This window comes from Mesobacterium pallidum (assembly GCF_019966535.1).
Classification (GTDB): Bacteria; Pseudomonadota; Alphaproteobacteria; order Rhodobacterales; family Rhodobacteraceae; genus Mesobacterium; species Mesobacterium pallidum.
On the sequence record NZ_JAIMID010000018.1, the window covers coordinates 43,361 to 64,491 of the forward strand.

Here is a 21,131-nt window from a genome sequence, read left to right on the forward strand (position 1 = left end):
GAGCACGATGCGCCTTCAGAGGGCAGGTATTGATACATACAGGCAGCCGGTCGTTTACATGCCGGCCGACTGCCACTTGTGCCGCGCCGAAGGATTCTCGGCGCTGGCCCGTGTCCGGATTTCACTCGGTGGCCACACGATCGTCGCGACCTTGAATGTCCTGACAGACGCCAACTGGCTGCCGCCGGGCACCGCCGGGCTCAGCGACGCCGCCTGGCGCGCGCTGTCGGCGCGCGAGGGCGATGTCGGAACCTTCGCTCATCCGGAACCGCCGGCATCGACCTCGGCTATTCGCGCAAAAGCCTATGGCGGCCGCCTCGACGACGACGCCTGCAAGGCGATCATCGAAGATACCGTTGCGCATCGCCTTTCCGATCTCGATCTGGCCGCCTTCGTGACGGCTTGCGCGGGCGACAACCTGGATGCCGCCGAGACGATCGCCCTGACGCGCGCCATGATCGGGGTCGGAGAAAGACTGGACTGGGGAGGCGGGCCGGTTCTCGACAAGCACTGCGTCGGCGGCCTGCCGGGAAACAGAACGACGCCCATCGTCGTCGCCATCGTTGCCGCGGCGGGGCACCGGATCCCGAAGACCTCGAGCCGCGCCATCACCTCCCCCGCGGGCACCGCCGATACCATGGAGGTCATGGCGCCCGTGGCGCTCGACATCACTGCGATGCGTCGCGTGATCGAAGCCGAGGGCGGCTGCATCGTCTGGGGTGGGGGCCTCGAACTGAGTCCGGCCGACGATATCCTGATCCGGATCGAAAGGCCGCTCGACTTCGACAGCGAAGGGCAGATGGTCGCCAGCATCCTCTCGAAGAAGGCGGCGGCCGGTTCTACGCATGTCCTGATCGATATGCCCGTGGGTCCGACGGCAAAGGTGCGATCGGTCGCCGCGGCAGAGGCGCTCTCGCGGCGCCTCTCGATCGTGGCCGAGGACATGGGATTGCACCTGGCCGTGCATCGCAGCGATGGAACGGCCCCCATCGGGCGCGGGCTCGGACCTTGTCTCGAAGCCCGCGACGTTCTGGCCGTTCTTCGCAGGTCACCGGACGCTCCTGCGGACCTGCGCGCGCGCGCACTGGATATCGCCGGCGCGGTCCTCGGGATGACCGGACGCGAGACGTCCGGCGGGGACCGCGTGGAAGCCTTGCTGGACAGTGGCGCGGCAGAAGCGAAGTTCATGGCGATCTGCGATGCGCAGGGCGGTTTTTCGGAACCCGGCGAGGCGCCGAATCGTCATGTCGTTTCCGCCGATCGGGACGGGATTGTCGCCAGCTTCGACAACCGCCGCATCGCGCGGATCGCGAAACTGTCAGGGGCTCCGGGGCGCAAGACCTCCGGTGTCCGGCTTCATGTCCGGCTCGGTGAACGTGTGCGGCGCGGCGCACCACTCTATGAGATTCACGCCGAAACGCCTGGCGAGCTTGGCTGGGCCCTGGATTACGCCGAGGCCGGACCGGCCCCGATCAAGCTGGAGGACGAAGCGTGAAACCTGTCGTGCTCACATTTCCCGGCATGGAAACACTTGCAGTGGAGATCGCGCAAGAAGTGGGCGCCGACTGCGCATCCGTCGTCCTGCATCGCTTTCCCGACGGTGAAACATTGGTCACCCTGCCCCCGGACCTCGAGGGGCGAAGAGTGGCCCTGCTGGCCTCCCTGAGGGTCCCCGACCCCCTCGTCCTTCCCTTGCGCTTTGCGGCAGAAACCGCTCGGGAGTTCGGAGCCACCCGCGTCGGGCTCATCGCGCCTTACCTGGCCTACATGCGGCAGGACCGGCGGTTCGGTCCGGGCCAGACCGTCAGCGCGCGGCTATATGCCAGGTTCCTGCAAGAGAGTTTCGACTGGCTGGTCACGGTCGATCCGCACCTGCACCGGATCAAAAGACTGGATGAAATCTTCGACATCCCTACGCGGCGGATCGCGTCTGCGACGCAAATCGCGGCCTGGATCGCGCACAACGTTCCAGATGCCATCGTCCTCGGCCCTGATGGCGAAAGCCAGCAATGGGTTGCCGAGGTCGCGGGTCTCGCAGACCGCCCCTACGAAGTGCTCAGCAAGGTGCGCAACGGCGACAGGTCCGTGGATGTCAGCGTTCCCGACAGCAGAACGTTCCTCGATGGCACGCCCGTGATCCTCGACGACATCGCGTCATCGGGACGAACCATGGTCAAGGCGATCGAACGACTGCGGCAGATCGGTACCCGTCCGCCCGTCTGCGTCATCATCCACGCCGTTTTCGCAGGCGATGCATTCGCGGACATCCGGAACGCCGGAGCCGCACGCATCGTCACGACGGACAGCATCCCGCACGAAAGCAACGCAATCCACCTTCGGTCCGGCATCGGGCATGCCCTGCGCGAGCTTGAGGAAGTCCTTGACCTTCCCGGCGCTGGAATGTTGCAGGGTCGGGGAAATGAAACCGAATCCGGGAAAGACACATGACTCACGCGCACCATTCCCACGCCGGCCAAGAGGCGGCGACAACGATCTATACCTGTCCGATGCACGCGGAGATCCGTCAGGAGGAACCGGGCGACTGCCCGAAATGCGGTATGCATCTCGTGCCGGAAAGCGAACTCGACCGGCACAAGGGCCACGACCACCATGCACATGCGCATGATGGCCACGCGACGAGGTCCGATGGACGCTACGATAGCGTGCCCGCCGGCTATGACGGCCCGGTCTACACCTGTCCGATGCATGCCGAGGTGCGGCAGACGCATCCAGGCTCCTGCCCGATCTGCGGCATGGGGCTGGAACTCGAATCCGCCACGATGGCCGAAGAGGGGCCGAACCCCGAACTGGTCGACTTCACCCGCCGGTTCTGGGTCGGTGCGGTTCTCACGGTGCCGCTCCTTGTCCTGACAATGGGGCCGTTCCTCGGTCTGCCCGTCCGAGAGATATTTGGTGAACGGGCGACGCTCTGGATCGAGCTTGTGCTTGGAACGCCTGTAGTCCTGTGGTGCGGCTGGCCGTTTCTGGTTCGCGGCTGGAACTCCTTCCGCACGATGAATCTCAACATGTTCTCGCTGATCGGCATGGGCGTCATGGCCGCTTGGCTGTTCAGCATCGTCGCCGTTCTCTTGCCGGACATATTCCCGGATGGTTTCCGAGACGCGGAAGGCCATGTCGGCGTCTACTTCGAGGCGGCTGCGGTCATCGTCACACTCGTCCTTCTGGGACAGGTGATGGAATTGCGCGCGCGAGAAGGGACCGGCAAGGCGATCCGCGCGCTGCTGGATCTGGCCGCCAAGACGGCGCGGATCATCCGCGACGATGGCAGCGAGGAGGAAATCCCGCTTGAGGACGTCCAGGTCGGCGACCGGCTGAGGGTGCGCCCAGGCGACAAGGTTCCGGTCGATGGCGTGGTCGTCGAGGGCCGCTCTTCGGTCGACGAAAGCATGATCACGGGTGAGCCTGTTCCCGTCGAAAAGGTCGCGGGCGAGCCGGTGACCGGTGCCACGATCAACGGGACGGGATCCCTGGTGATCGAGGCGCGCCGGGTCGGCGCGGACACCATGCTGAGCCAGATCGTCGAGATGGTGGCCAATGCGCAGCGGTCACGGGCGCCGATCCAGAAATATGCCGACAAGGTTTCGGGATATTTCGTGCCCGCCGTCATCGCCATCGCGGTTCTGTCCTTCATCGGCTGGGCTGTTTGGGGGCCCGCGCCAGCCTTGGCCTATGCTCTGATTGCCGCTGTCGCCGTCCTGATCATCGCGTGCCCCTGTGCGCTCGGTCTCGCGACGCCCATGTCCATCATGACAGCCACCGGCCGCGGTGCGCAGGCTGGCGTGCTGATCAAGAACGCCGAGGCGCTCGAGCGTTTCGAGAAGGTCGACACCCTGATCGTCGACAAGACGGGAACCCTCACGATGGGCAAACCCCGTCTGGTCGGCGTGTTCCCCGAGGCGGGGCATGACGAGGCCGAGGTGTTGCGTCTTGCTGCAACCCTCGAGAAGGGTTCGGAGCACCCGTTGGCCGAGGCGATCGTGGAAGGTGCCGAAGAGCGTGGCGTCACGCTCGCGAATGCAGAAGACTTCGAGGCCGTCACCGGCAAGGGGGTCATGGGCAGGGTCGATGGGAAGTCCATCGCGCTCGGGAACCTCAAACTGGTTCGGGATCTCGGACTCGAGGCGGGCCACCTGACCGAAAAGGCGGACTATCGGCGCGACGAGGGTGAAACTGTCATGTTCGTTGTAGTCGAGGGCGAGGTCGCGGGAATGGTCAGTGTCGCCGACCCTGTGAAGGAGACGACGCCTGCCGCGCTCAAGGCGCTTCACGAACTCGGCTTCCGCATCATCATGGCGACGGGCGATAATGAACGAACGGCAAGAGCGGTGGCTCTACGCCTCGGCATCGATGAAATCCGCGCCGACGTTCTGCCGGAGGACAAGGCCTCGATCATCAGGGAACTGCAGGGCAAGGGCGCGAAGGTCGCCATGGCAGGAGACGGTGTCAACGACGCCCCTGCCCTCGCCCAGGCCGATGTCGGGATCGCCATGGGCACCGGTGCCGACGTTGCCATCGAGAGCGCCGGGATCACACTGGTCAAGGGCAACCTCGACGGCATCGTTCGCGCGCGGCGCCTGGCCCGCGCCACCATGCGTAACATCCGCCAGAACCTTTTTTTCGCGCTGATCTACAACGCCTCAGGTGTCCCGGTCGCAGCGGGCGTTCTTTTCCCGGTCTTCGGCATCCTGATCAGCCCGATGTTCGCCGCCTTCGCGATGAGCGCGTCGTCGATCTCTGTCGTGCTCAATTCGCTGCGGTTGCGCGCCGCAAAAATCTGAAGCGGAGTTCAGGACATGAATGATTACAGCGAACACAAGGTTCCGGAGGCTTCGGGCGAACATGCGCGGCCACCGTCCTTCTGGAAGTCACGCGCAGGCGTTTATCTGATCGTCGCGTTGGTTCTGGGCGGACTGCTCCTTGGCTACGAGCACCGGATCCATATCTTCGCCGGTGACTGGATCCTTTGGCTGCCCCTCCTGATCTGCGTGGGCATGCATTTCTTCATGCATGGCGGCCATGGCGGACATGGGTCGGGGGGAGATAAACCATGACCGCCCCCGGAACTCCCTACGGACTCTGGCTGCTCGTGTTCATCAACTCGGCGGTGTTCATCCTCTTCGCCTTCAGCTTTTTCAAGCCGCAGACATCGCGGGACTGGCGCAGTTTCGGGGCCTTCAGCGCCTTCATCGTGGCGCTCTTTGCCGAGATGTATGGTTTCCCCCTCACGATCTTCTTTTTGTCGGGGTGGTTGCAGGCGAACTGGCCTTGGGTTGACTGGTTCGCCCATGACAGCGGGCACCTGCCGGAAATGATCCAGGGCTGGCGGTCCAATCCGCATTTCGGACCGTTCCACTTTCTTGGCATAGCCCTGATCGGCGTCGGCTTTTGGCTGCTTTCGGTGGCCTGGCACCATCTGTGGACGGCACAACGTCAGGGCCATTTGGCCGTGACAGGACCATACGCCCGGATCCGGCATCCGCAGTATGTCGGTTTCGTTTTCATCATGGCAGGGTTCCTCGTGCAGTGGCCGACCCTGCTCACGCTGGCGATGTTCCCGGTCCTCGTCTGGATGTATGCGCGCCTCGCCCGGAGCGAGGAAGCCGAGAGCCGCGCCAGGTTCGGCAAGGCATGGGACAGCTATGCCGCGCGGGTTCCCGCCTTCGTTCCACAATTGGAGTCCGGCGCGACGACCGGCAATGGCCGTCACGGAGGTGCAGGTGGAGCATAGACATGAAATCGCAGGCGGCGACGGCTCGATCAGTCTGACCAGCGCAGTCGCCATGGGGACAGGCGTCATGATCGGCGCCGGGATCTTTGCCTTGACCGGCCAGATCGCCGGACTTGCGGGCCCTTGGTTTCCGCTTTCCTTCATCGCCGGGGCCGTGGTGACCGCGTTCAGCGCCTATTCCTACATCGCCATGTCGAACCGGTGGCCGTCCTCCGGTGGAATCGCGATGATCCTGACCAAGGCCTACGGCCCGGGGGCGGTTGCCGGGGCGGCCTCTCTTCTCATGGCGTTGAGCATGGTCATCAACGAAAGCCTCGTGGCGCGGACCTTCGCCGCATACGCACTGCGTCCGTTCGACATCGAGGGCGGGCCATTGGTCCCGCTCATCGCTGTGTGCCTCATCGTTTTCGCCTATGTCGTCAACGCGTCCGGAAACCGGTCGGTCGGACTGCTGTCGGTTCTGATGTCGGCGCTGAAGATCGGCGGCATTGCCTTGTTCGGCGTGGCCGCCCTCTGGGCGAGCGGGTCCGCGGGCGGTGACACCGGCACGTCGAATGACTTTGCCGCCATCGGCTTCGTGGGTTCGGTCGCGCTGTCGATCCTCGCCTTCAAAGGCTTCACCACGATCACCAATTCCGGCGGCGAAATCACCGACCCGCATCGCAACGTCGGGCGCACGATCGTGATCTCGATCGTGATCTGTGCGGTGACCTATCTTCTGATTGCCCTCGCGGTGGGTTCCAGCCTGACACCCGCCGAGATCGAGGACGCCCGCGACTACGCCCTCGCCGAGGCCGCGAAGCCGGTCCTCGGGCAGACGGCGTTCTACCTCACCGTGGCCCTTGCGATGGTGGCGACTGCGTCGGGGATCATTGCCAGCGTCTTCGCCGTGTCGCGAATGCTGACCATGCTGACCCACATGGAAATGATCCCGCACAGCCATTTCGGCATGTCGGGCTCGATCCGGTCACACATGCTGATCTACACGGTCGTGATTGCCGGCACGCTCGCGGTCCTGTTCGACCTGTCGCGCATCGCGTCGCTTGGGGCGTTCTTCTATCTTATCATGGACATGGCGGTGCATTGGGGCGTGTGGAGCCGCCTGCGGTACGAAATCAACGCGCGCGGATGGGTAATCCTGACGGCACTGGCCCTCGACGCGATCGTGCTGGCCGCCTTCACGACCCTGAAATTGCAATCGGACCCGATGATCGTGGCCTACGCCGTCGTCGGCATCGTCGCGGTCTTCACCTACGAGAGGTTTTACCTCGGGACCTGGTTCGGGGACCAGAAGGAGGAGGCGTAATACGCTGGGGCCATGCCACGAGGTGAGCCATCCGTTGTCCTGCTGATTAGCCTGAGCGCTGCGGCGCTTGGAGGTCTCGTCGGCTACGCCGCTGCGGCAGGGGGCTGGCGGCCAGTCCTGTCGGGCGTCTTCCTCGCGCTGGCGACGTTCGTGGCAAGCCTCGTTTGGACCGGGCTCGGGACGTGCCGCCGCAGTTCTGCTACGGACACAATTGGCTGGCGCCTGGCGCGGGCCGGCATTCTGGCGGCACTGCGACCCGCGATGCGCGCGGTGCTTTCGGCCCGTGAAACCCCGGGTCCGGACGGCTCGGCGAGGCTCCTGCCTCACGAAATCGATGCCCTCTCCGTCCGGATCGAGCCGATGGCTGTTAACTTGCGCGAACATGCCGCTCTCGCGGAATTTCCGAGCGTCGGGAACCGGCTCATGGTTGAACTCGCCGTCTTCACGGCGGCTGCCTACCGGGTCCTTCTGGATGCGGGCTGGACCGCCGAAGCTGCTCGAAGCGCGGTGGCGGACGCCGGCTGGCTGCTCTATGCGCGTATGCTCGCGCTCTCCTCTTTGCCGTTCCGGCTGACGACCCGCGATCCGGCCAAGCGCTTGCGGCGCACCATCCGAACCCTGTTGCGGTTCCCGTTCGGCGCTCCAGGCGCCCCCGGCTACGAAGTGCGTGTCAGCGAAGATGCGTCCGGGATCTCGACGCATTTCACCCACTGCCCGCCGCAGACCTTCGTCCGGACCCTGATCTTGCGTGACGACCGGGGCGATCTTGAGGCTTTCCGGCAGAGCTGGTGCCGCTACGACTGGCCCGGCGCAGATTTGATCGCCGGAGATGGGCGACGGGGACACTATTCCCGTCCGCATACGCTTTCCCACGGAGATTTGGTTTGCGACATGTGCTGGACCGGCCAACCGTTCTCGGAAACGAAGGATCGAACCATCACGGATTGCGGCGCTACCGAGAGGAAGAGCCCGAAATGACGGTTCCGGGAACGCGCTCCGACCTGATCCGACGCTCGTGGATCCTTTCGATCTTCGGGTCTGCCGACCCCATCGTTGCACCAACCAATCCATCCGGATCGCGACGACTGTCGTCTTGGGCGCTGGAAGCTTTCGTGCCCGGCGGTAAAGTGCGATTGATGCACGATTTCCCTATGTGGGAGTGCCGGAAAAACTGGCGCTCTTCATCGCGGCCGGACCAGCTCCTGCCATTTTTGGCGGCCTGCTTTATGCTTGGGCGCTTTGTGGGCGGGAACTGCCCGCCAATCCCCAACGAAAGGAGTATTTCGCATGAAACGTATCGTTCTCGCCTTTTCGGCTCTCGGTATGCTCGTCGGTACGACAGCATACGCAGATGGCAGCAACCAGCACATGATGACGTCTGGTGACATGATGGCACCCGGCCTGATGATGCCGACCATGAATGCTGCACGCGGTCGCGAGTTGTTTGCATCGAAGGGCTGTGTCGTCTGCCATTCTGTCAACGGGGTCGGCGGGGAGGACGCCCCGATGCTCGACGCAGAGTTCATGGACGACGTGATGAACCCGTTTGAATTCGCGGCACGCATGTGGCGCGGCGCAGGCGCGATGGTCGCGCTTCAGGAAGATGAGCTCGGCGGTCAGATCGATTTAACCGGCGAGGAACTCGCCAACATCACTGCATTCGTTCATGACGCAGAGGAACAGCGAAAGTTTTCGATGGCAGACGTGCCTCACGAGATCGAGGAAATGATGCATCATCAAGGCGAGGACGACCATCACGAGGAAGACGAAGAGGATGACCATTGATTACGTCGAAATGGTCGGCGTGACCTGTCACTGATCCGGCTTGCGTTTCGCCTTCCGTGGCACGCGATTATGCGACCCTGATCCAGGTCGCCATTCCGTCGGCTTGATGGCTCAACATGTGGCAGTGCAACATCCAGGCCCCCGGATTGTCCAGTGTAACGAGAATGTTCCTCTGCTCGCCGATGTCGAGAAAGGTCGAGTCTCGGAAGGCGGCGAATGTGCCCGCCGTGTCGCGCTCCCAGAAGTGATGGCCATGCAGGTGCATGACATGCGGAAACCCGGTTTCGTTCCGGACCGAGATTTCGACCGTACTGCCACGCGGCACGGACAAGAACGGTCGCCGCGGCAGCCCTGACGAATCGTTGAGTGCCCAGGTCCCCGTGCCACGATGCGGCAGCCCTCCGACGCCGCCCTGCAATACCAGTTCGGCCGACCGTGACGGCTTTTGCATCGGGGGGACCCGGTTTGGCGGCAACGGCTTGATGGGCTCCGGTGTCGGCGGACGCGTGGCCGAGACGGCGATGTCGCCCAGATCGGCTTCGTCCGGCCCCCAGATATCCCTGAAAACAACGTTGCCGCGCACGTCGCCAATGACGTCGCAGCGTTGACCGGGTGCCAGTAGAATGGTCTCGAAGTCCATCGGTTCAGACAATGGCATGCCGTCAAACGCCACGATCCTGCCGACCAATCCGGAAAGACGCAGGCGATAGATCCGGTCGATTGATGGATTGATCAGACGCAATCGTAGACGATCCCCGGCCTTGACGCTGCTTACAGAGGCGTAGGACGTCACGACATTTCCGATCCGACCCTCGGTCGAGAATTGGTTCGGGCGAAATGCCTCGTCGTATTTTCCGTCCTTGGCCAGAAGCACATCAAAGAATTGGACGACGATATCGTGATCGACGGCAGGCGGAATGTTCTCTTCAACAATAAATGCGCCGAAAAGGCCCCGACTGACCTGTTCGTATGAAAGATAATGCGAGTGATACCAAAAGGTGCCCGCATCCCGCACGCGGAACTGATAGTCGAAACTCCTGCCCGGGGCGATGACGTCCTGTGTCAGAACATTCACGCCGTCCATTCGGTTGGGAATTCTCAACCCGTGCCAATGCACGAGCGCACCGTCATCAAGGTGATTCTTCAATGTGATCCCGACCGCTTGCCCTTGCCTAAATCGCATCGTCGGACCGGGTAGACTGCCGTTGAAACCGAGCATCGGGATCTTTCGTCCGGCGATCCGCGTGTCGATGCTGTCTGCCACAAGTGTAATGCGCTCGGTCGCCGCAGGGAGACGGGTGGCCACAAATGCCCCGGACAAGCCTGCAAGGAAACGTCGTCTGGACAATCGCACGGTGATGCCTCCAAGACCTTAGTCATCATGCTGCAGGTGCCATCTTCCGGACAGGGGGTTCAAGCCATGGGGCTTTGGATCACGCCGTTGTCACCTTGGGATACAGATAAACCCGGGCGCCGACGGCGACGCGTTCGTACAGATCTTTCACGTGGTCGTTCGTCAGACGGGCGCATCCGTTCGATACCGCAGACCCGATGGTTTCAGGGGCATTGGTGCCATGTATGCGCAGGTAGGTGTCACGGCCGTTGTCGTCGTATAGATAAAGCGCCCTTGCCCCGAGGGGATTGTTCGGACCGCCCTTCATCCCGTCACTATAGCGCGCATATTTGTGTGGCTCTCTGCGTATCATGGCGTTCGTAGGCCGCCACCACGGCCATTTCGCTTTTCGAGCCACCGTGAACTTGCCCGGTTGATACAAACCCTTGCGCCCCACTCCCACGCCGTAACGGATCGCCAGCCCTTGTTCGAGCAGAAAGTACAAAAAGAAGTCGTCCGGGACGACATGCACTTCTCCGGGCAGCCAGGACGGCTGACCGGTGTTTACAAGTTGCGGAAGAAACCGGTCCGGCAATTGGACGCTGTGGCCTGACAATCCGCTTGGCACGGCGACCGATGCCAAAGATATCGAAAGAAACCTTCTGCGATTTGGCCGTTTCATCGTAACACCTCTCTTTTTCACCATGAAAAAACGGCGGCCGTTTCAGCGATAGTCACGAACCCGTGACCATTCCAACATTGGGCTGATTTGTTGCCGTGACGGGACGAATTTGACACTCAACGAAACCCTCCCGCGCTGGAATGTCGTTTGACTTCCAGCCTTTAAGCGGAGGGATATTCATGCACTATTCGCGATTCTTCATGATGATCGCCACCTCGACCGTGGTGATGTTCGGCTTGATGTACCTGAACACATATCTGTTCGGGCACATCTTTTTCTCGGAAACGCGCGCCTACATGGCCCTTTTGATGGGGGCTGCGATGGCCCTTGTGATGCTGGCGTTCATGCTGTCGATGTACACAAACAGCAAGGTCAACACGGCAATCTTCATCGGCGCGGCCCTGGTTTTCGGATTGACGCTCTGGCTCGTTCGCAGCCAGGTGACCGTTCAGGACAGGTCCTACATGCGGGCCATGATCCCCCACCATTCGATCGCCATCATGACCTCATCCCGGGCCGAGATCACTGATCCGCGGGTCCGCACCATGGCTGACGACATCATCTATGCGCAGGACAAGGAAATCGCGGAGATGCGGTACCTCATCGCGGACATCAGTGCCAACGGCGAGGCCGCGGACACAGCGCCGGCGTCCCACGCTAACGTCGTTAGTGCAGAGGAGGCGCTGCGAACTGAGGTTGTGTCCAAGGTCGATCCGGAATTCCTTTCCGAGGACGAAATCACCCGGGTATTCCCGGACGGCGGAACATGCCGCTTTACCTATACCAAGGGCAGTCCCGCAGTTCTGGCGACGGGCGCCGACGGTAGCGATCAAATCGCGCTGATCAAGATTAGCGGCGATCTCGTGCGTCTGAACGCGAGCTCTGAACGGGCCTTTTCGCAAGCGCCCATCTCTACAGAGATCAGAGACGTCGAGAATGGCCTCCACGATCTCGTCGTGTCGGCTGGGCAGGACTACAGGGCAGGGTTCCGTGGGCAATTCAGTTGTGCCGGATAAGGGGGTTACTTGCCAAAGGATACCGAGACTAAGACCGCGCAGATCTATCGAAAAGTGAAGCCCCGGGCATATCTGCTCCTATGGGCTGAAGTCGAAAGATCTGCTGGAGCGATGGTGTGTCCGCGTCGAACACCATCCTCTCGAAACGCACCAAGAAACCCGCGCCTTTATGGAGAAACACGATATTGCCACGATGCCGCAGACGGTCATCGAAGGCGAGCGGATCGGCCGGTATGATGACCTGAGGGTCTTTCTTGAAAATCGACGCACCGTCGGAAGAACAGGACGGAACGACATACCAGCCAGTGATCGCCATTTTCTCGGTGGCGGCATTGCTGGCGCTGGCTTTTTCCTGGCAACAGTACGGATTACCGCTGACAGCGCTCGGCTTCGAAAGGTTCATCTCCCTTTAGATGGCCATCCTCGCGATCCAGAAGCTTCAGGACGTCGAGGGATTTTCGCTGATGTTCCTCAACTACGACCTTTTGGCGCAACGCTGGGTGCCATACGGTAAGCTTTATCCGCCTGGCGAAGCCTTCGCCGCCATCCTCATGACAGCGGGAGCGCTGATATGGATTGTGGCGCCGGTCGCTCTATTCATAGGGACTGTCGAAGCGATCAGTGTGTTCAAGACCGTCTGTATCGAACGACGCGAACTGAAATGCGCCTGCGTCGGAGGCGACAGCGCGGTTCCACTCGGGTTCATTTCAATCACCGAGAACCTGATGATGATCTTCATGGGCATCTGGATGTTGGTCCAAGCATTCTGGTTATGAGCCTGGGCCTTGAACGGCAAATTCCGGCACGGTATTCTGCCAATTTTTCAGGCAGTTGTCTGTGTCCGCGCGGTCCTGCCCGTTACAACGAACTTGTGTATTGTGGGGTCGGATTGCTCACAATATAGCAATCCCACCATGAGTGTGATTCGCACCTTTTTCCTTCATCTGTTGGCGCTGTCGGCGCTGTTGGCGGTGCTGGTGGCCCCGTCCAATGCATCGGCCATGATCAGCTGTCTTGAGACGAAGCATTTGCAGCACGCGGTCGGCATCGATGCGTCTGACCATCATGGTTTTCACGATGTGTCGGATGAGCAAACCGACCAACAGATGTCTCATTGTCAAAATCATGCATGCACGGCCGGCGTGTTCCATCTGCCGGCGCAGGCACCGTACGAGCTTTTGATTAAGCTCTTGGACAATTCGTGGGACGCGTCGTCGCTCATGTCCATGCCCGCCCCCGAAGGGCTCAGGCGGCCACCTCGCGTTTGATGCAAACCGAAGTCAGCGATCTTGCCGCTGACCCATAGCATCTGAATCGACGAGGATACCAAGTGAAAAAACTGACTGCGGCAATGCTGCCGCTGCTCGCTGCCGGGTGTGCATCCGTGGCCGAGCTAAACGATGCGACCGCTTTCATAGTGGCCGCAAACCCCGTTGTCGTGTCTCAAGCGCGCCCGGCACCCGGCGTGAGCTACACCGCGCACCGGATCGAAGACCCCGCCGATTGGCGCGGTCTGAACGACGCGCAATCCGGAGAAAACAGATGAAGACGGTTGCAGCGATCAGCGCAGCGGTTTTGCTGTCCGCCTGTGCGCAAACCTCGATCGTCCAGGTTGCCAGCAAGGATCGGGCAGGATTCGATACGGTACAGACCGGAGCGCAGCGGGCGGTCGGGGCTTCGCCGGAATGGGCATTGTCCGCTACCGAGATCCAAGCTCTGGACCAGCGTGTTCACGGGTTGGTGCACAAGAAAACCATCAATGCCGATATCGCTGTGCAGGTTGCGATCATAAACAATCGCGCATTGCAGGCGAATTTTGCCGATCTGGGTTTGTCTTCGACGGAGCTCTGGGAAGTGGCCATGGGGCCGATCCCTTCGGTCGGCGTATCTGTTTCCGGACTTGCTGGAGACGTGACGCGGTCTCTCGAATCTCTGGTCATGCAATCCATCCTGGATTTGGCAACCCGAAAGCCGCGGACAGAAATTGCGCAAATTCGCTTCCGGCAAGCGCAGCTCAATGCTCTATCCGAAACGATTGCTCTCGCGATCGAAACCCGCCGCGCATGGATCGAGGCGGTTGGCGCTTTTGAAAAAGCCGCTCTGATCGCGGAGGCACAGAACACGGCCGACTCCGCGTCTGAGCTTGCCTCTCAACTTGGGCGCACAGGATTTATGAGCAAGGCCGATCAAGCGCGCGAACACACGCTGACCGCGGTATTGGCCGCTGAGCGATCCGAAGCACGCCTCGAAGCGCAACTCGCGAAAGAGCGTTTGATCAGGCTTATGGGACTTTCCGGAAGCGCGACGGAGGTATTCGTCCCCAACGCCCTGCCGAAACTGCCAAGCCGGCCACGTGCCTCCGCAGATATCGAACGTCTGGCATTGGTAAACCGGGTGGATCTCGCAGTAGGCAAGTTGGAGCTCGAAGCCGTGGCACGCGAGTATCGATTGTCAGGCAAAACACGCATGATTTCGGATATTGCGCTGGCCGCCGGTCTGGAGGCGGAGACCAACGACGGCGATACAGAAGTAAGTCCGGCGTTGTCGGTAGACTTCGAAATTCCCCTTTACGACACCGGGCGCCTGGCGTCGAAGCGCGGGCAGATGAATTACCTGCGGGTCGCGAACAGCCTGGCGCAGAAGGCGATCGACGCGCGTGCCGAGGCGCGGATGGCCTACAAGTCCGTAACCGGCCGACACGCCGTGGCGCGACATTGGCGCGACGTGGTTCTGCCACTCCGCAGAACCATCGATGAAGAATCTCTCAAATCTTACAGCGGGATGATCACCTCGACCTTCGAATTGCTCGAGGACGCGCGTGACGGTCTCGAGGCCCAGATCGGAGCGGCAGAGGCAAAGCGTGCCTATTGGCTGGCCGAAACAGAGATGACCGCCGCGATCTGGGGCGGGTCTGGCGGAGCAGTTGCCGGCGGCGATGAGGAGGACAAGGAATGATCAATCGCAGACAAGTTCTCGGAGCAGGTTTGACTGCCGGAGCGGGCGCGGTGCTCGCCAATGCGGGGGCGGCACAGACCCGTTTTCGGGATCTGCCCGAGGCAGCATTCACCGACAGCCCCTACACTCAGGTGCCGCCGCGCCCGACCGACCGTTTCGACTACAACCCGGTGGTGACGCTCAATGGCTGGTCTCTGCCCTGCCGGATGAACGGAGACGTCAGGGAATTTCATCTGGTCGCCGAACCCGTCGAGCGGATCATGGCGGACGGCATGATCGCCCGGCTCTGGGGCTACAACGGCCAGTCGACCGGCCCCACCATCGAGGCGGTCGAGGGCGAGCGCGTACGCATCTACGTCACCAACCGACTGCCCGAGCATACGTCGGTCCACTGGCACGGCCTGATCCTTCCTTCGGGCATGGACGGCGTCGGCGGGCTATCCCACCCGGCCATTCCGCCGGGAAAGACCTTCGTCTACGAGTTCGACCTCGTGAAGTCCGGCACTTTCATGTACCACCCCCATGCCGACGAGATGGTGCAGATGGCCATGGGTATGATGGGTCTCTTCATCATCCATCCCCGCGACCCGGCTTTCATGCCCGTCGACCGCGACTTTGCCTTCCTGCTCGCGGCCTACGACATCGATCCGGGCAGTTACATTCCGCGCGTCGCGGAAATGACGAACTTCAACATGTGGACATGGAACAGCCGGATCTTTCCGGACATCGACCCCCTCGTCGTCAACAAGGGGGATCGTGTGCGTGTCCGGTGCGGTAACCTGACCATGACCAACCATCCGATCCACATGCACGGGTACGATTTCGAAGTGACCTGCACGGATGGCGGCTGGGTCAGGCCAGAAGCGCGCTGGCCCGAGGTCTCGATCGACATTCCGGTTGGGGCGATGCGTGCGTACGAGTTCGACGCGGTTCACGAGGGCGACTGGGCCATCCACTGCCACAAGTCGCATCACACGATGAACGCGATGGGCCACGAGATCCCGACCTTTATCGGCGCGGACAAACGGCGTCTTTCGCAGATGGTCGGCCGTCATCAACCCGGGTACATGCCCATGGGCACGGCCGGCATGGCCGACATGGGCGAGATGTCCATGGAGATCCCGGAGAACACCGTCCCCATGATGACCGGATGGGGCCCCTTCGGTCCGCTGGAGATGGGCGGCATGTTCAGTGTCGTGAAGGTCCGCGAGGGCATCGCGCCCGACGATTACAGCGATCCGGGCTGGTACGAGAACCCGCCGGGAACGCAAGCCTATGAGTGGACGGGCGAATTGCCCGAACACGCAAGCAACACCAGTCCACACACGATTATCACGCCACGTGGCGGGGTTCGGTGGGGCTGATGTAACGAGCACAGGAGAAACGCGCTCATGAAAACTGCACTTCTTGCCATGGGGCTTACCCTGGCAGCGTCTATTGTCCCGGCGGTGGTTCTGGCCAGCCCGGGACACGGAAACGGTCAAATGGCGGTCGGTATGCCCGCCATGCACGGCGAAAAACCGGCTCGTACCGTCACTGTCATTCTTCGCGAAGATTACGACGGCGACAGGCCGTTCGTGTTCGAACCCTCGGATCTGACCTTTGCGGCGGGTGAGACTGTTCGTCTGATGATCACGAACAAGGGGGAGGAAACCCACGAGTTCGTCATGGATACGGTCGACAAAAACGCCGAGCACCGAGACCTGATGGCGAAGTTCCCAGAGATGGAACACGATGATCCGAATGCCGTGCGCCTCGAGCCCGGTGAAGAGGCCGAGATCATCTGGACCTTCAACAACTCCGGAACGTTTGAATTCGCCTGCCTACTGCCCGGCCATTACGAAGGCGGGATGTACGGCAGCTTGATCGTCGAATGAACCCTTTACCCACAAACAGGAAGCAAACCATGAACAAACTTCTTTCCATCAGCACCGCCCTTCTCCTTGCGGCAGGCGCAGCCATTGCCGAAGGCGAGCACGCGATGTCGAGCGGTACGGTGACCAAAATCGACACGAAGTGGAACAAGGTCACGATCGACCACGGTCCTCTCGCAAATCTCGACATGCCGGCCATGAAGATGGTTTTCGAACTTGCCGATGCAGGAATGCTGGAGGGGCTCTCGGAAGGCGTCCAAATCAGCTTTCTTGCAGAGCGCGTCAACGGAAAGTTGACCGTCACCGAATTGCAGAAGTAAGAAACTGCCGCGCACCGGCAATGTCTGGTGCGCGGCTACCCTGTCCGTTCTGCTTCGTCATTCTTTGGCACTTGGGTTGTTCGGCGACAAATCCGCAAGGATCGGGCAATCAGGCCGATGATCTCCGGCGCATTTGTCGATCAGCTCAGACAGGGTCGCCTTCATCGACTGCAGTTTCCCGATCTTTTCGTCGATCTGGCGCAAGTGCTCTTCCGCAACGGCCTTGACCTGCATGCTTTCACGGTTCTCGTCCTCGTAAAGCGCAAGAAGGGTCCTGCAGTCCTCGATGGTGAACCCCAGTGCTCTCGCGCGGCCCAGAAAAGCCAGCTTGTGCACGTGCTTTTGCGTAAAGGCGCGGTAGCCATTTTCGCTGCGTTTCGGTCGGACAAGTCCGATATCCTCGTAATAGCGGATGGTCTTTGGGGGAACGCCCGACTGGCGAGCCACATCTCCGATGTTCATTTGCGATCTCCTTTATTCTGCCGGGACCGGGATGACCGATAAGGGCGAACGAGAGACGCTCGGCCCTTCATCCATCACAGGGGTGACGCGGCGCAGCCTGAGGGCGTTCGTAAGCACGAACACCGAGGACAACGCCATCGCTCCGGCGGCAAGCACCGGCGACAGCAGCAATCCGAAAACGGGGTACAGCGCGCCCGCTGCGACCGGAATGAGCGCGACGTTGTAGGCGAAGGCCCAGAACAGGTTCTGCCGGATATTGCGCATTGTCCGGCGCGAGACCTCGAACGCGTTCACGACGCCCCGCAGATCGCCCGACATCAGCACGACGTCGGCAGACTCGATCGCCACATCCGTGCCGGTGCCGATGGCGATGCCGACATCGGCATGAGCCAGAGCGGGCGCGTCGTTGATGCCGTCGCCCACAAAGGCGATCTTCTTGTCTCCATGCCGCAATTCGTCGAGCGCCGCAACTTTGCCATCTGGAAGCACGCCCGCAACGATGTGGTCGATGCCGGTCTCACGCGCGATCGCCTCAGCGGTCTCCCGCTTGTCACCGGTGATCATCGCGACCTTCAGGCCCTTTTCATGCAGCGCGGCTATTGCTGCACGGCTTGCCGGCTTGACCGGATCGGCAACGCCGATGACTCCGGCAATCCGCCCGCCGATCGCGGCATAAAGGGCGGTGCGTCCACGGTGCGCCAGCTCCGTTTCCCGATCGGTCAATGCCGAAATATCGATGCCTTCGCGCTGCATGTAGCGGTCTGCCCCCACAAGCACCTCGGATCCGCCGACAAGGGCACGCACACCGTATCCCGTAATCGATGAAAAATCCGCGGCCTCGGCAATGGAACCGCCTTCCGATCGCGCAGCGCGGACGATTGCCTCGGCCACGGGATGCTCGGAAAGCGCTTCGACCGCAGCAATCTTCGCAAGGACGTCGGCCCGGTCGAAACCGTCTGCAAGGACGAGGTCGGTCAGTTCGGGCCGGCCTTCGGTGACCGTGCCGGTCTTGTCGAGCGCGACAACGTCCACAGTATCAAGTTGCTGCAACGCGTCGCCCTTGCGGAACAGCACACCCATTTCCGCGGCGCGTCCGGTTCCCACCATAATCGAAGTCGGTGTTGCCAAACCCATGGCGCAGGGGCAGGCGATGATGAGCACCGAGACACCGGCCACGAGCGCCATCGTCAGAGCCGGGGACGGCCCGAACACAAGCCAGACCAACACCGTCAGTGCGGCCACGGCCATCACCGCGGGCACGAACCAGAGCGTAATGCGGTCGACCACGCCCTGGATCGGCAGCTTGGCGCCTTGCGCTTCTTCGACCATTCGAATGATCTGGGCGAGCGTCGTCTCGGACCCGACCCGAGTGGCACGGTAGGTCAGGCTGCCTGCGCCGTTGACGGTTCCGCCCGTGACTGAATCGCCAGAGCTCTTCTCCGCAGGGATAGGCTCTCCCGTCAGCATGCTTTCGTCGACATGGCTCGAGCCCTCGATCACTTCACCGTCCACCGCGATCCGCTCTCCGGGGCGGACGACGACGATGTCACCCTGTGTCAGCGCGTCGATCTCGATCTCGATGGTTTCGCCGTTCCGGCGCACGCGCGCCGTGCGCGCCTGAAGGCCAAGCAGTTTCTGGATGGCCGCCCCGGTACGCCCCTTGGCGCGTGCCTCGAGGAAACGACCGAGCAGGATCAGAACAACGATGACAGCAGCGGCCTCGAAGTAGACGGAGCGCACACCGTCAGGCAACGCCGAAGGCACGAAGGTCGCGACGACGGAATAGAGATAGGCAGCGCCCGTTCCGACCGCCACGAGGCTGTTCATGTCGGGAGCGCCTCGGAGGAGCGCCGGAAAACCCTTGAGGTAGAACACGCGTCCCGGACCGAAAAGCACCAGGCTGGTCAGGATGAACTGCGCGATCCAGCTCGCCTGCTGGCCGATGCTGTTCTCGATGGCCATGTGCACCGCCGGAATGAGGTGGCCGCCCATCTCCACCAGGAAGACCGGCAGGGCCAGCGCCGCCGCCAGAACCACCTTCCGGGCGAGGCCCCTCGCCTCTTCTTCCTTCCTTTCTACCCTGTCGCCCGATGACTTTGCCTCGGTCACGCTGGCCGGGTAGCCAATGGCTGAGCTCGCTTCAATCAGGTCGGAGGGGGCAACGACGCCTTCGACGTAGACCACCGTTGCAGTCTCGGCGGCGAGATTGACGTTGACCGACAACACGCCCGGAACGGCGGCGAGCGCCTTGTCCACCCGTCCGACGCACGATGCACAGGACATCGCGTCGATGGAAAGCGTCACTTTTGCAGTTCGCGCCGGATAGCCCAGCTGATCCAGCGCATGAATAACCGATGGAATGACTTTCGGATCATCGACCTTCATGCGGGCGGTTTCAGAGGCAAGATTGACGGATACCTCCTGCACACCGCCAAGCGCGGCCAGCCCACGGTCCACCCGTCCGACGCAAGATGCGCAGGACATGCCCTCGACGGACAGGCTGATCTGGTTTGATTCAGGCATCTTCGACTCCTTTACCGAGACAGTTGAGATGGAAATGGCGCTTCCAGCAACTGGAAGGTCAAGCCTGAAGCGAAATTTATTTTCCTCTTGACCTTCCAGTGGGGGGAACACCCATCTACAATTCGATGTCAAAAGCGGAGTGATCCAAATGAACTTCAGTGTTCCTGACATGAGCTGCGGCCACTGCACCGCGGCCATCGAAAAGGCCGTAAAGGGCGCGGATCCGGCAGCAGCCGTCGAATGCGATTTGGCGAACCGAAAGGTTCGGATCGATAGCGGATTGGCGCCCGATCAGATAGCGGCCACGATCAAGGCCGCAGGCTACGACGCTGAATTGTCAAACGCGTAACGCCAGATTGCCCGGACCGCGCATCGCTGGTCCGGGCAGCTTCGCTCACTGGTCGTTCTCGCGGGCATCCTCGACCAACTCTGCGAGGCGCGCTTTCTCGACAAAGCCGGGCACGAGTGCGTCCCCGATCACGAAAGACGGCGTGCCGTTGAAACCCAAGGCCTGTGTCAGACGCATCGAGGTTGCGATGTGTTCCTCGACTTCCGGTGCGTCCATGTCAGCTCGAAGCTGGTCAACGTCCAACCCGATATCTTCTGCGACGCGCAAGACCGAGGCTTCCTCGGCCCTCCCTTGAAGTCCCATCATGGCCCAGTGGAATTCCTCGTATTTGCCCTGCTTGCGCGCTGCGAGCGCCGCCTTGGCGGCGAACACCGATCCATCCCCAAGAATCGGCCATTCGCGATAGACGAGACGAATGTTGGGATCCTCGTCGATCAATGCCCGCACTTCGGGTTTGACCCTGCGGCAGTAGGGACAGTTATAGTCGAAGAATTCCACTACGGTCACGTCACCGTCAGGATTGCCCAGCACGGGAGCATTGGGGTCGCGCTCGATCAACTCTCGTTGATTCTGGAGCACTTGAACCTGGTCGTGCGCCTGAGCCTGTGCCTGCCTCTGTTCGAGGATCGCCACTGCTTCCATGACGATTTCCGGGTTTTCCCGGATCGTTTCAAGAACAAGTTCCTTGATCCGAGCCTCCGAGAGTTCATCCGCATGGACCGGGAATGGAGCGAATGCAGCCACAGCAATAGCCGCGATCGTGTTTCTCAAATTCAT

The 21,131-nt window shown here is 61.5% G+C and carries 21 protein-coding genes and 1 pseudogene; 17 read left to right on the forward strand and 5 right to left on the reverse strand.

The window, feature by feature from the left end; genetic code table 11:
- The first annotated feature begins 7 nt into the window (after positions 1-7).
- From MF270_RS21450 to MF270_RS21485, 8 genes are all read left to right on the forward strand, one after another.
- Positions 8-1,495 carry a thymidine phosphorylase family protein gene (locus MF270_RS21450; RefSeq protein WP_272490849.1) on the forward strand — a complete coding sequence of 496 codons (1,488 nt, stop codon included), beginning with the start codon at positions 8-10 and terminating at the stop codon, positions 1,493-1,495.
- A complete protein-coding gene (locus MF270_RS21455) occupies positions 1,492-2,448 on the forward strand; it encodes a ribose-phosphate pyrophosphokinase (RefSeq protein WP_238367834.1) in 957 nt (318 codons plus the stop codon). Before MF270_RS21450 ends, MF270_RS21455 begins: the two co-directional genes overlap by 4 nt.
- A gap of 59 nt (positions 2,449-2,507) precedes the next feature.
- Positions 2,508-4,799, forward strand: coding sequence for a copper-transporting P-type ATPase (locus MF270_RS21460; RefSeq protein ID WP_472850410.1), 2,292 nt, complete (start codon positions 2,508-2,510; stop codon positions 4,797-4,799).
- A 15-nt stretch (positions 4,800-4,814) separates the two neighbouring features.
- The gene (locus tag MF270_RS21465) at positions 4,815-5,072 is read left to right on the forward strand and encodes a DUF2933 domain-containing protein (RefSeq protein WP_238367836.1); all 258 of its coding nucleotides are present in this window, start codon (positions 4,815-4,817) and stop codon (positions 5,070-5,072) included.
- The gene (locus tag MF270_RS21470) at positions 5,069-5,749 is read left to right on the forward strand and encodes a methyltransferase family protein (protein WP_238367837.1); all 681 of its coding nucleotides are present in this window, start codon (positions 5,069-5,071) and stop codon (positions 5,747-5,749) included. Before MF270_RS21465 ends, MF270_RS21470 begins: the two co-directional genes overlap by 4 nt.
- Entirely contained in the window at positions 5,718-7,055 is a 1,338-nt protein-coding gene (locus MF270_RS21475) for an APC family permease (RefSeq protein ID WP_238367838.1), read from the forward strand. The genes MF270_RS21470 and MF270_RS21475 overlap by 32 nt, the downstream gene beginning before the upstream one ends.
- A 12-nt stretch (positions 7,056-7,067) precedes the next feature.
- On the forward strand, positions 7,068-8,033 hold the full coding sequence (locus MF270_RS21480) for a hypothetical protein (protein WP_238367839.1): 966 nt from the start codon (positions 7,068-7,070) through the stop codon (positions 8,031-8,033).
- Positions 8,034-8,342: 309 nt separating this feature from the next.
- Positions 8,343-8,840: a c-type cytochrome gene (locus tag MF270_RS21485; RefSeq protein WP_238367840.1), complete on the forward strand. Its 498-nt coding sequence runs from the start codon at positions 8,343-8,345 to the stop codon at positions 8,838-8,840.
- 67 nt (positions 8,841-8,907) lie between these two features.
- Here the strand turns inward: MF270_RS21485 and MF270_RS21490 are convergent, their stop codons facing one another.
- Both MF270_RS21490 and MF270_RS21495 read right to left on the reverse strand, forming a co-directional pair.
- On the reverse strand, positions 8,908-10,104 hold the full coding sequence (locus tag MF270_RS21490) for a multicopper oxidase family protein (protein ID WP_238367841.1): 1,197 nt from the start codon (positions 10,102-10,104) through the stop codon (positions 8,908-8,910).
- Positions 10,105-10,273: 169 nt separating this feature from the next.
- The gene (locus MF270_RS21495) at positions 10,274-10,816 is read right to left on the reverse strand and encodes a L,D-transpeptidase (RefSeq protein WP_238367842.1); all 543 of its coding nucleotides are present in this window, start codon (positions 10,814-10,816) and stop codon (positions 10,274-10,276) included.
- Between the two features lie 179 nt (positions 10,817-10,995).
- Here MF270_RS21495 and MF270_RS21500 point away from each other — a divergent pair, with 179 nt between their 5' ends.
- From MF270_RS21500 to MF270_RS21535, 8 genes and pseudogenes are all read left to right on the forward strand, one after another.
- Positions 10,996-11,871 (forward strand): DUF305 domain-containing protein, encoded by an 876-nt coding sequence (locus MF270_RS21500; RefSeq protein WP_472850408.1) that lies wholly within the window; start codon positions 10,996-10,998, stop codon positions 11,869-11,871.
- Between the two features lie 9 nt (positions 11,872-11,880).
- Positions 11,881-12,647 (forward strand): annotated as a pseudogene (locus tag MF270_RS21505) (MauE/DoxX family redox-associated membrane protein).
- Positions 12,648-12,785: 138 nt separating this feature from the next.
- Entirely contained in the window at positions 12,786-13,139 is a 354-nt protein-coding gene (locus MF270_RS21510) for a hypothetical protein (protein WP_238367843.1), read from the forward strand.
- A gap of 62 nt (positions 13,140-13,201) precedes the next feature.
- Positions 13,202-13,417, forward strand: a complete 216-nt coding sequence (locus tag MF270_RS21515) for a hypothetical protein (RefSeq protein ID WP_238367844.1) — start codon at positions 13,202-13,204, stop codon at positions 13,415-13,417.
- A complete protein-coding gene (locus MF270_RS21520) occupies positions 13,414-14,826 on the forward strand; it encodes a TolC family protein (RefSeq protein WP_238367845.1) in 1,413 nt (470 codons plus the stop codon). The genes MF270_RS21515 and MF270_RS21520 overlap by 4 nt, the downstream gene beginning before the upstream one ends.
- Positions 14,823-16,190: a multicopper oxidase family protein gene (locus MF270_RS21525; protein WP_238367846.1), complete on the forward strand. Its 1,368-nt coding sequence runs from the start codon at positions 14,823-14,825 to the stop codon at positions 16,188-16,190. Before MF270_RS21520 ends, MF270_RS21525 begins: the two co-directional genes overlap by 4 nt.
- 27 nt (positions 16,191-16,217) lie before the next feature.
- A complete protein-coding gene (locus tag MF270_RS21530) occupies positions 16,218-16,703 on the forward strand; it encodes a cupredoxin domain-containing protein (protein WP_238367847.1) in 486 nt (161 codons plus the stop codon).
- A gap of 29 nt (positions 16,704-16,732) precedes the next feature.
- Entirely contained in the window at positions 16,733-17,020 is a 288-nt protein-coding gene (locus MF270_RS21535) for a copper-binding protein (RefSeq protein WP_238367848.1), read from the forward strand.
- A gap of 57 nt (positions 17,021-17,077) precedes the next feature.
- On the opposite strand, the gene cueR is transcribed toward MF270_RS21535, so the two are convergent.
- Together cueR and MF270_RS21545 are read right to left on the reverse strand one after the other, a co-directional pair.
- Positions 17,078-17,482, reverse strand: coding sequence for a Cu(I)-responsive transcriptional regulator (gene cueR / locus MF270_RS21540; protein WP_238367849.1), 405 nt, complete (start codon positions 17,480-17,482; stop codon positions 17,078-17,080).
- A 12-nt stretch (positions 17,483-17,494) separates the two neighbouring features.
- Entirely contained in the window at positions 17,495-20,005 is a 2,511-nt protein-coding gene (locus MF270_RS21545; RefSeq protein ID WP_238367850.1) for a heavy metal translocating P-type ATPase, read from the reverse strand.
- A gap of 148 nt (positions 20,006-20,153) precedes the next feature.
- Here MF270_RS21545 and MF270_RS21550 point away from each other — a divergent pair, with 148 nt between their 5' ends.
- Positions 20,154-20,354, forward strand: coding sequence for a heavy-metal-associated domain-containing protein (locus MF270_RS21550; RefSeq protein WP_094023146.1), 201 nt, complete (start codon positions 20,154-20,156; stop codon positions 20,352-20,354).
- Positions 20,355-20,399: 45 nt separating this feature from the next.
- Here MF270_RS21550 and MF270_RS21555 read toward each other — a convergent pair whose 3' ends face one another.
- Entirely contained in the window at positions 20,400-21,131 is a 732-nt protein-coding gene (locus tag MF270_RS21555) for a DsbA family protein (RefSeq protein ID WP_238367851.1), read from the reverse strand.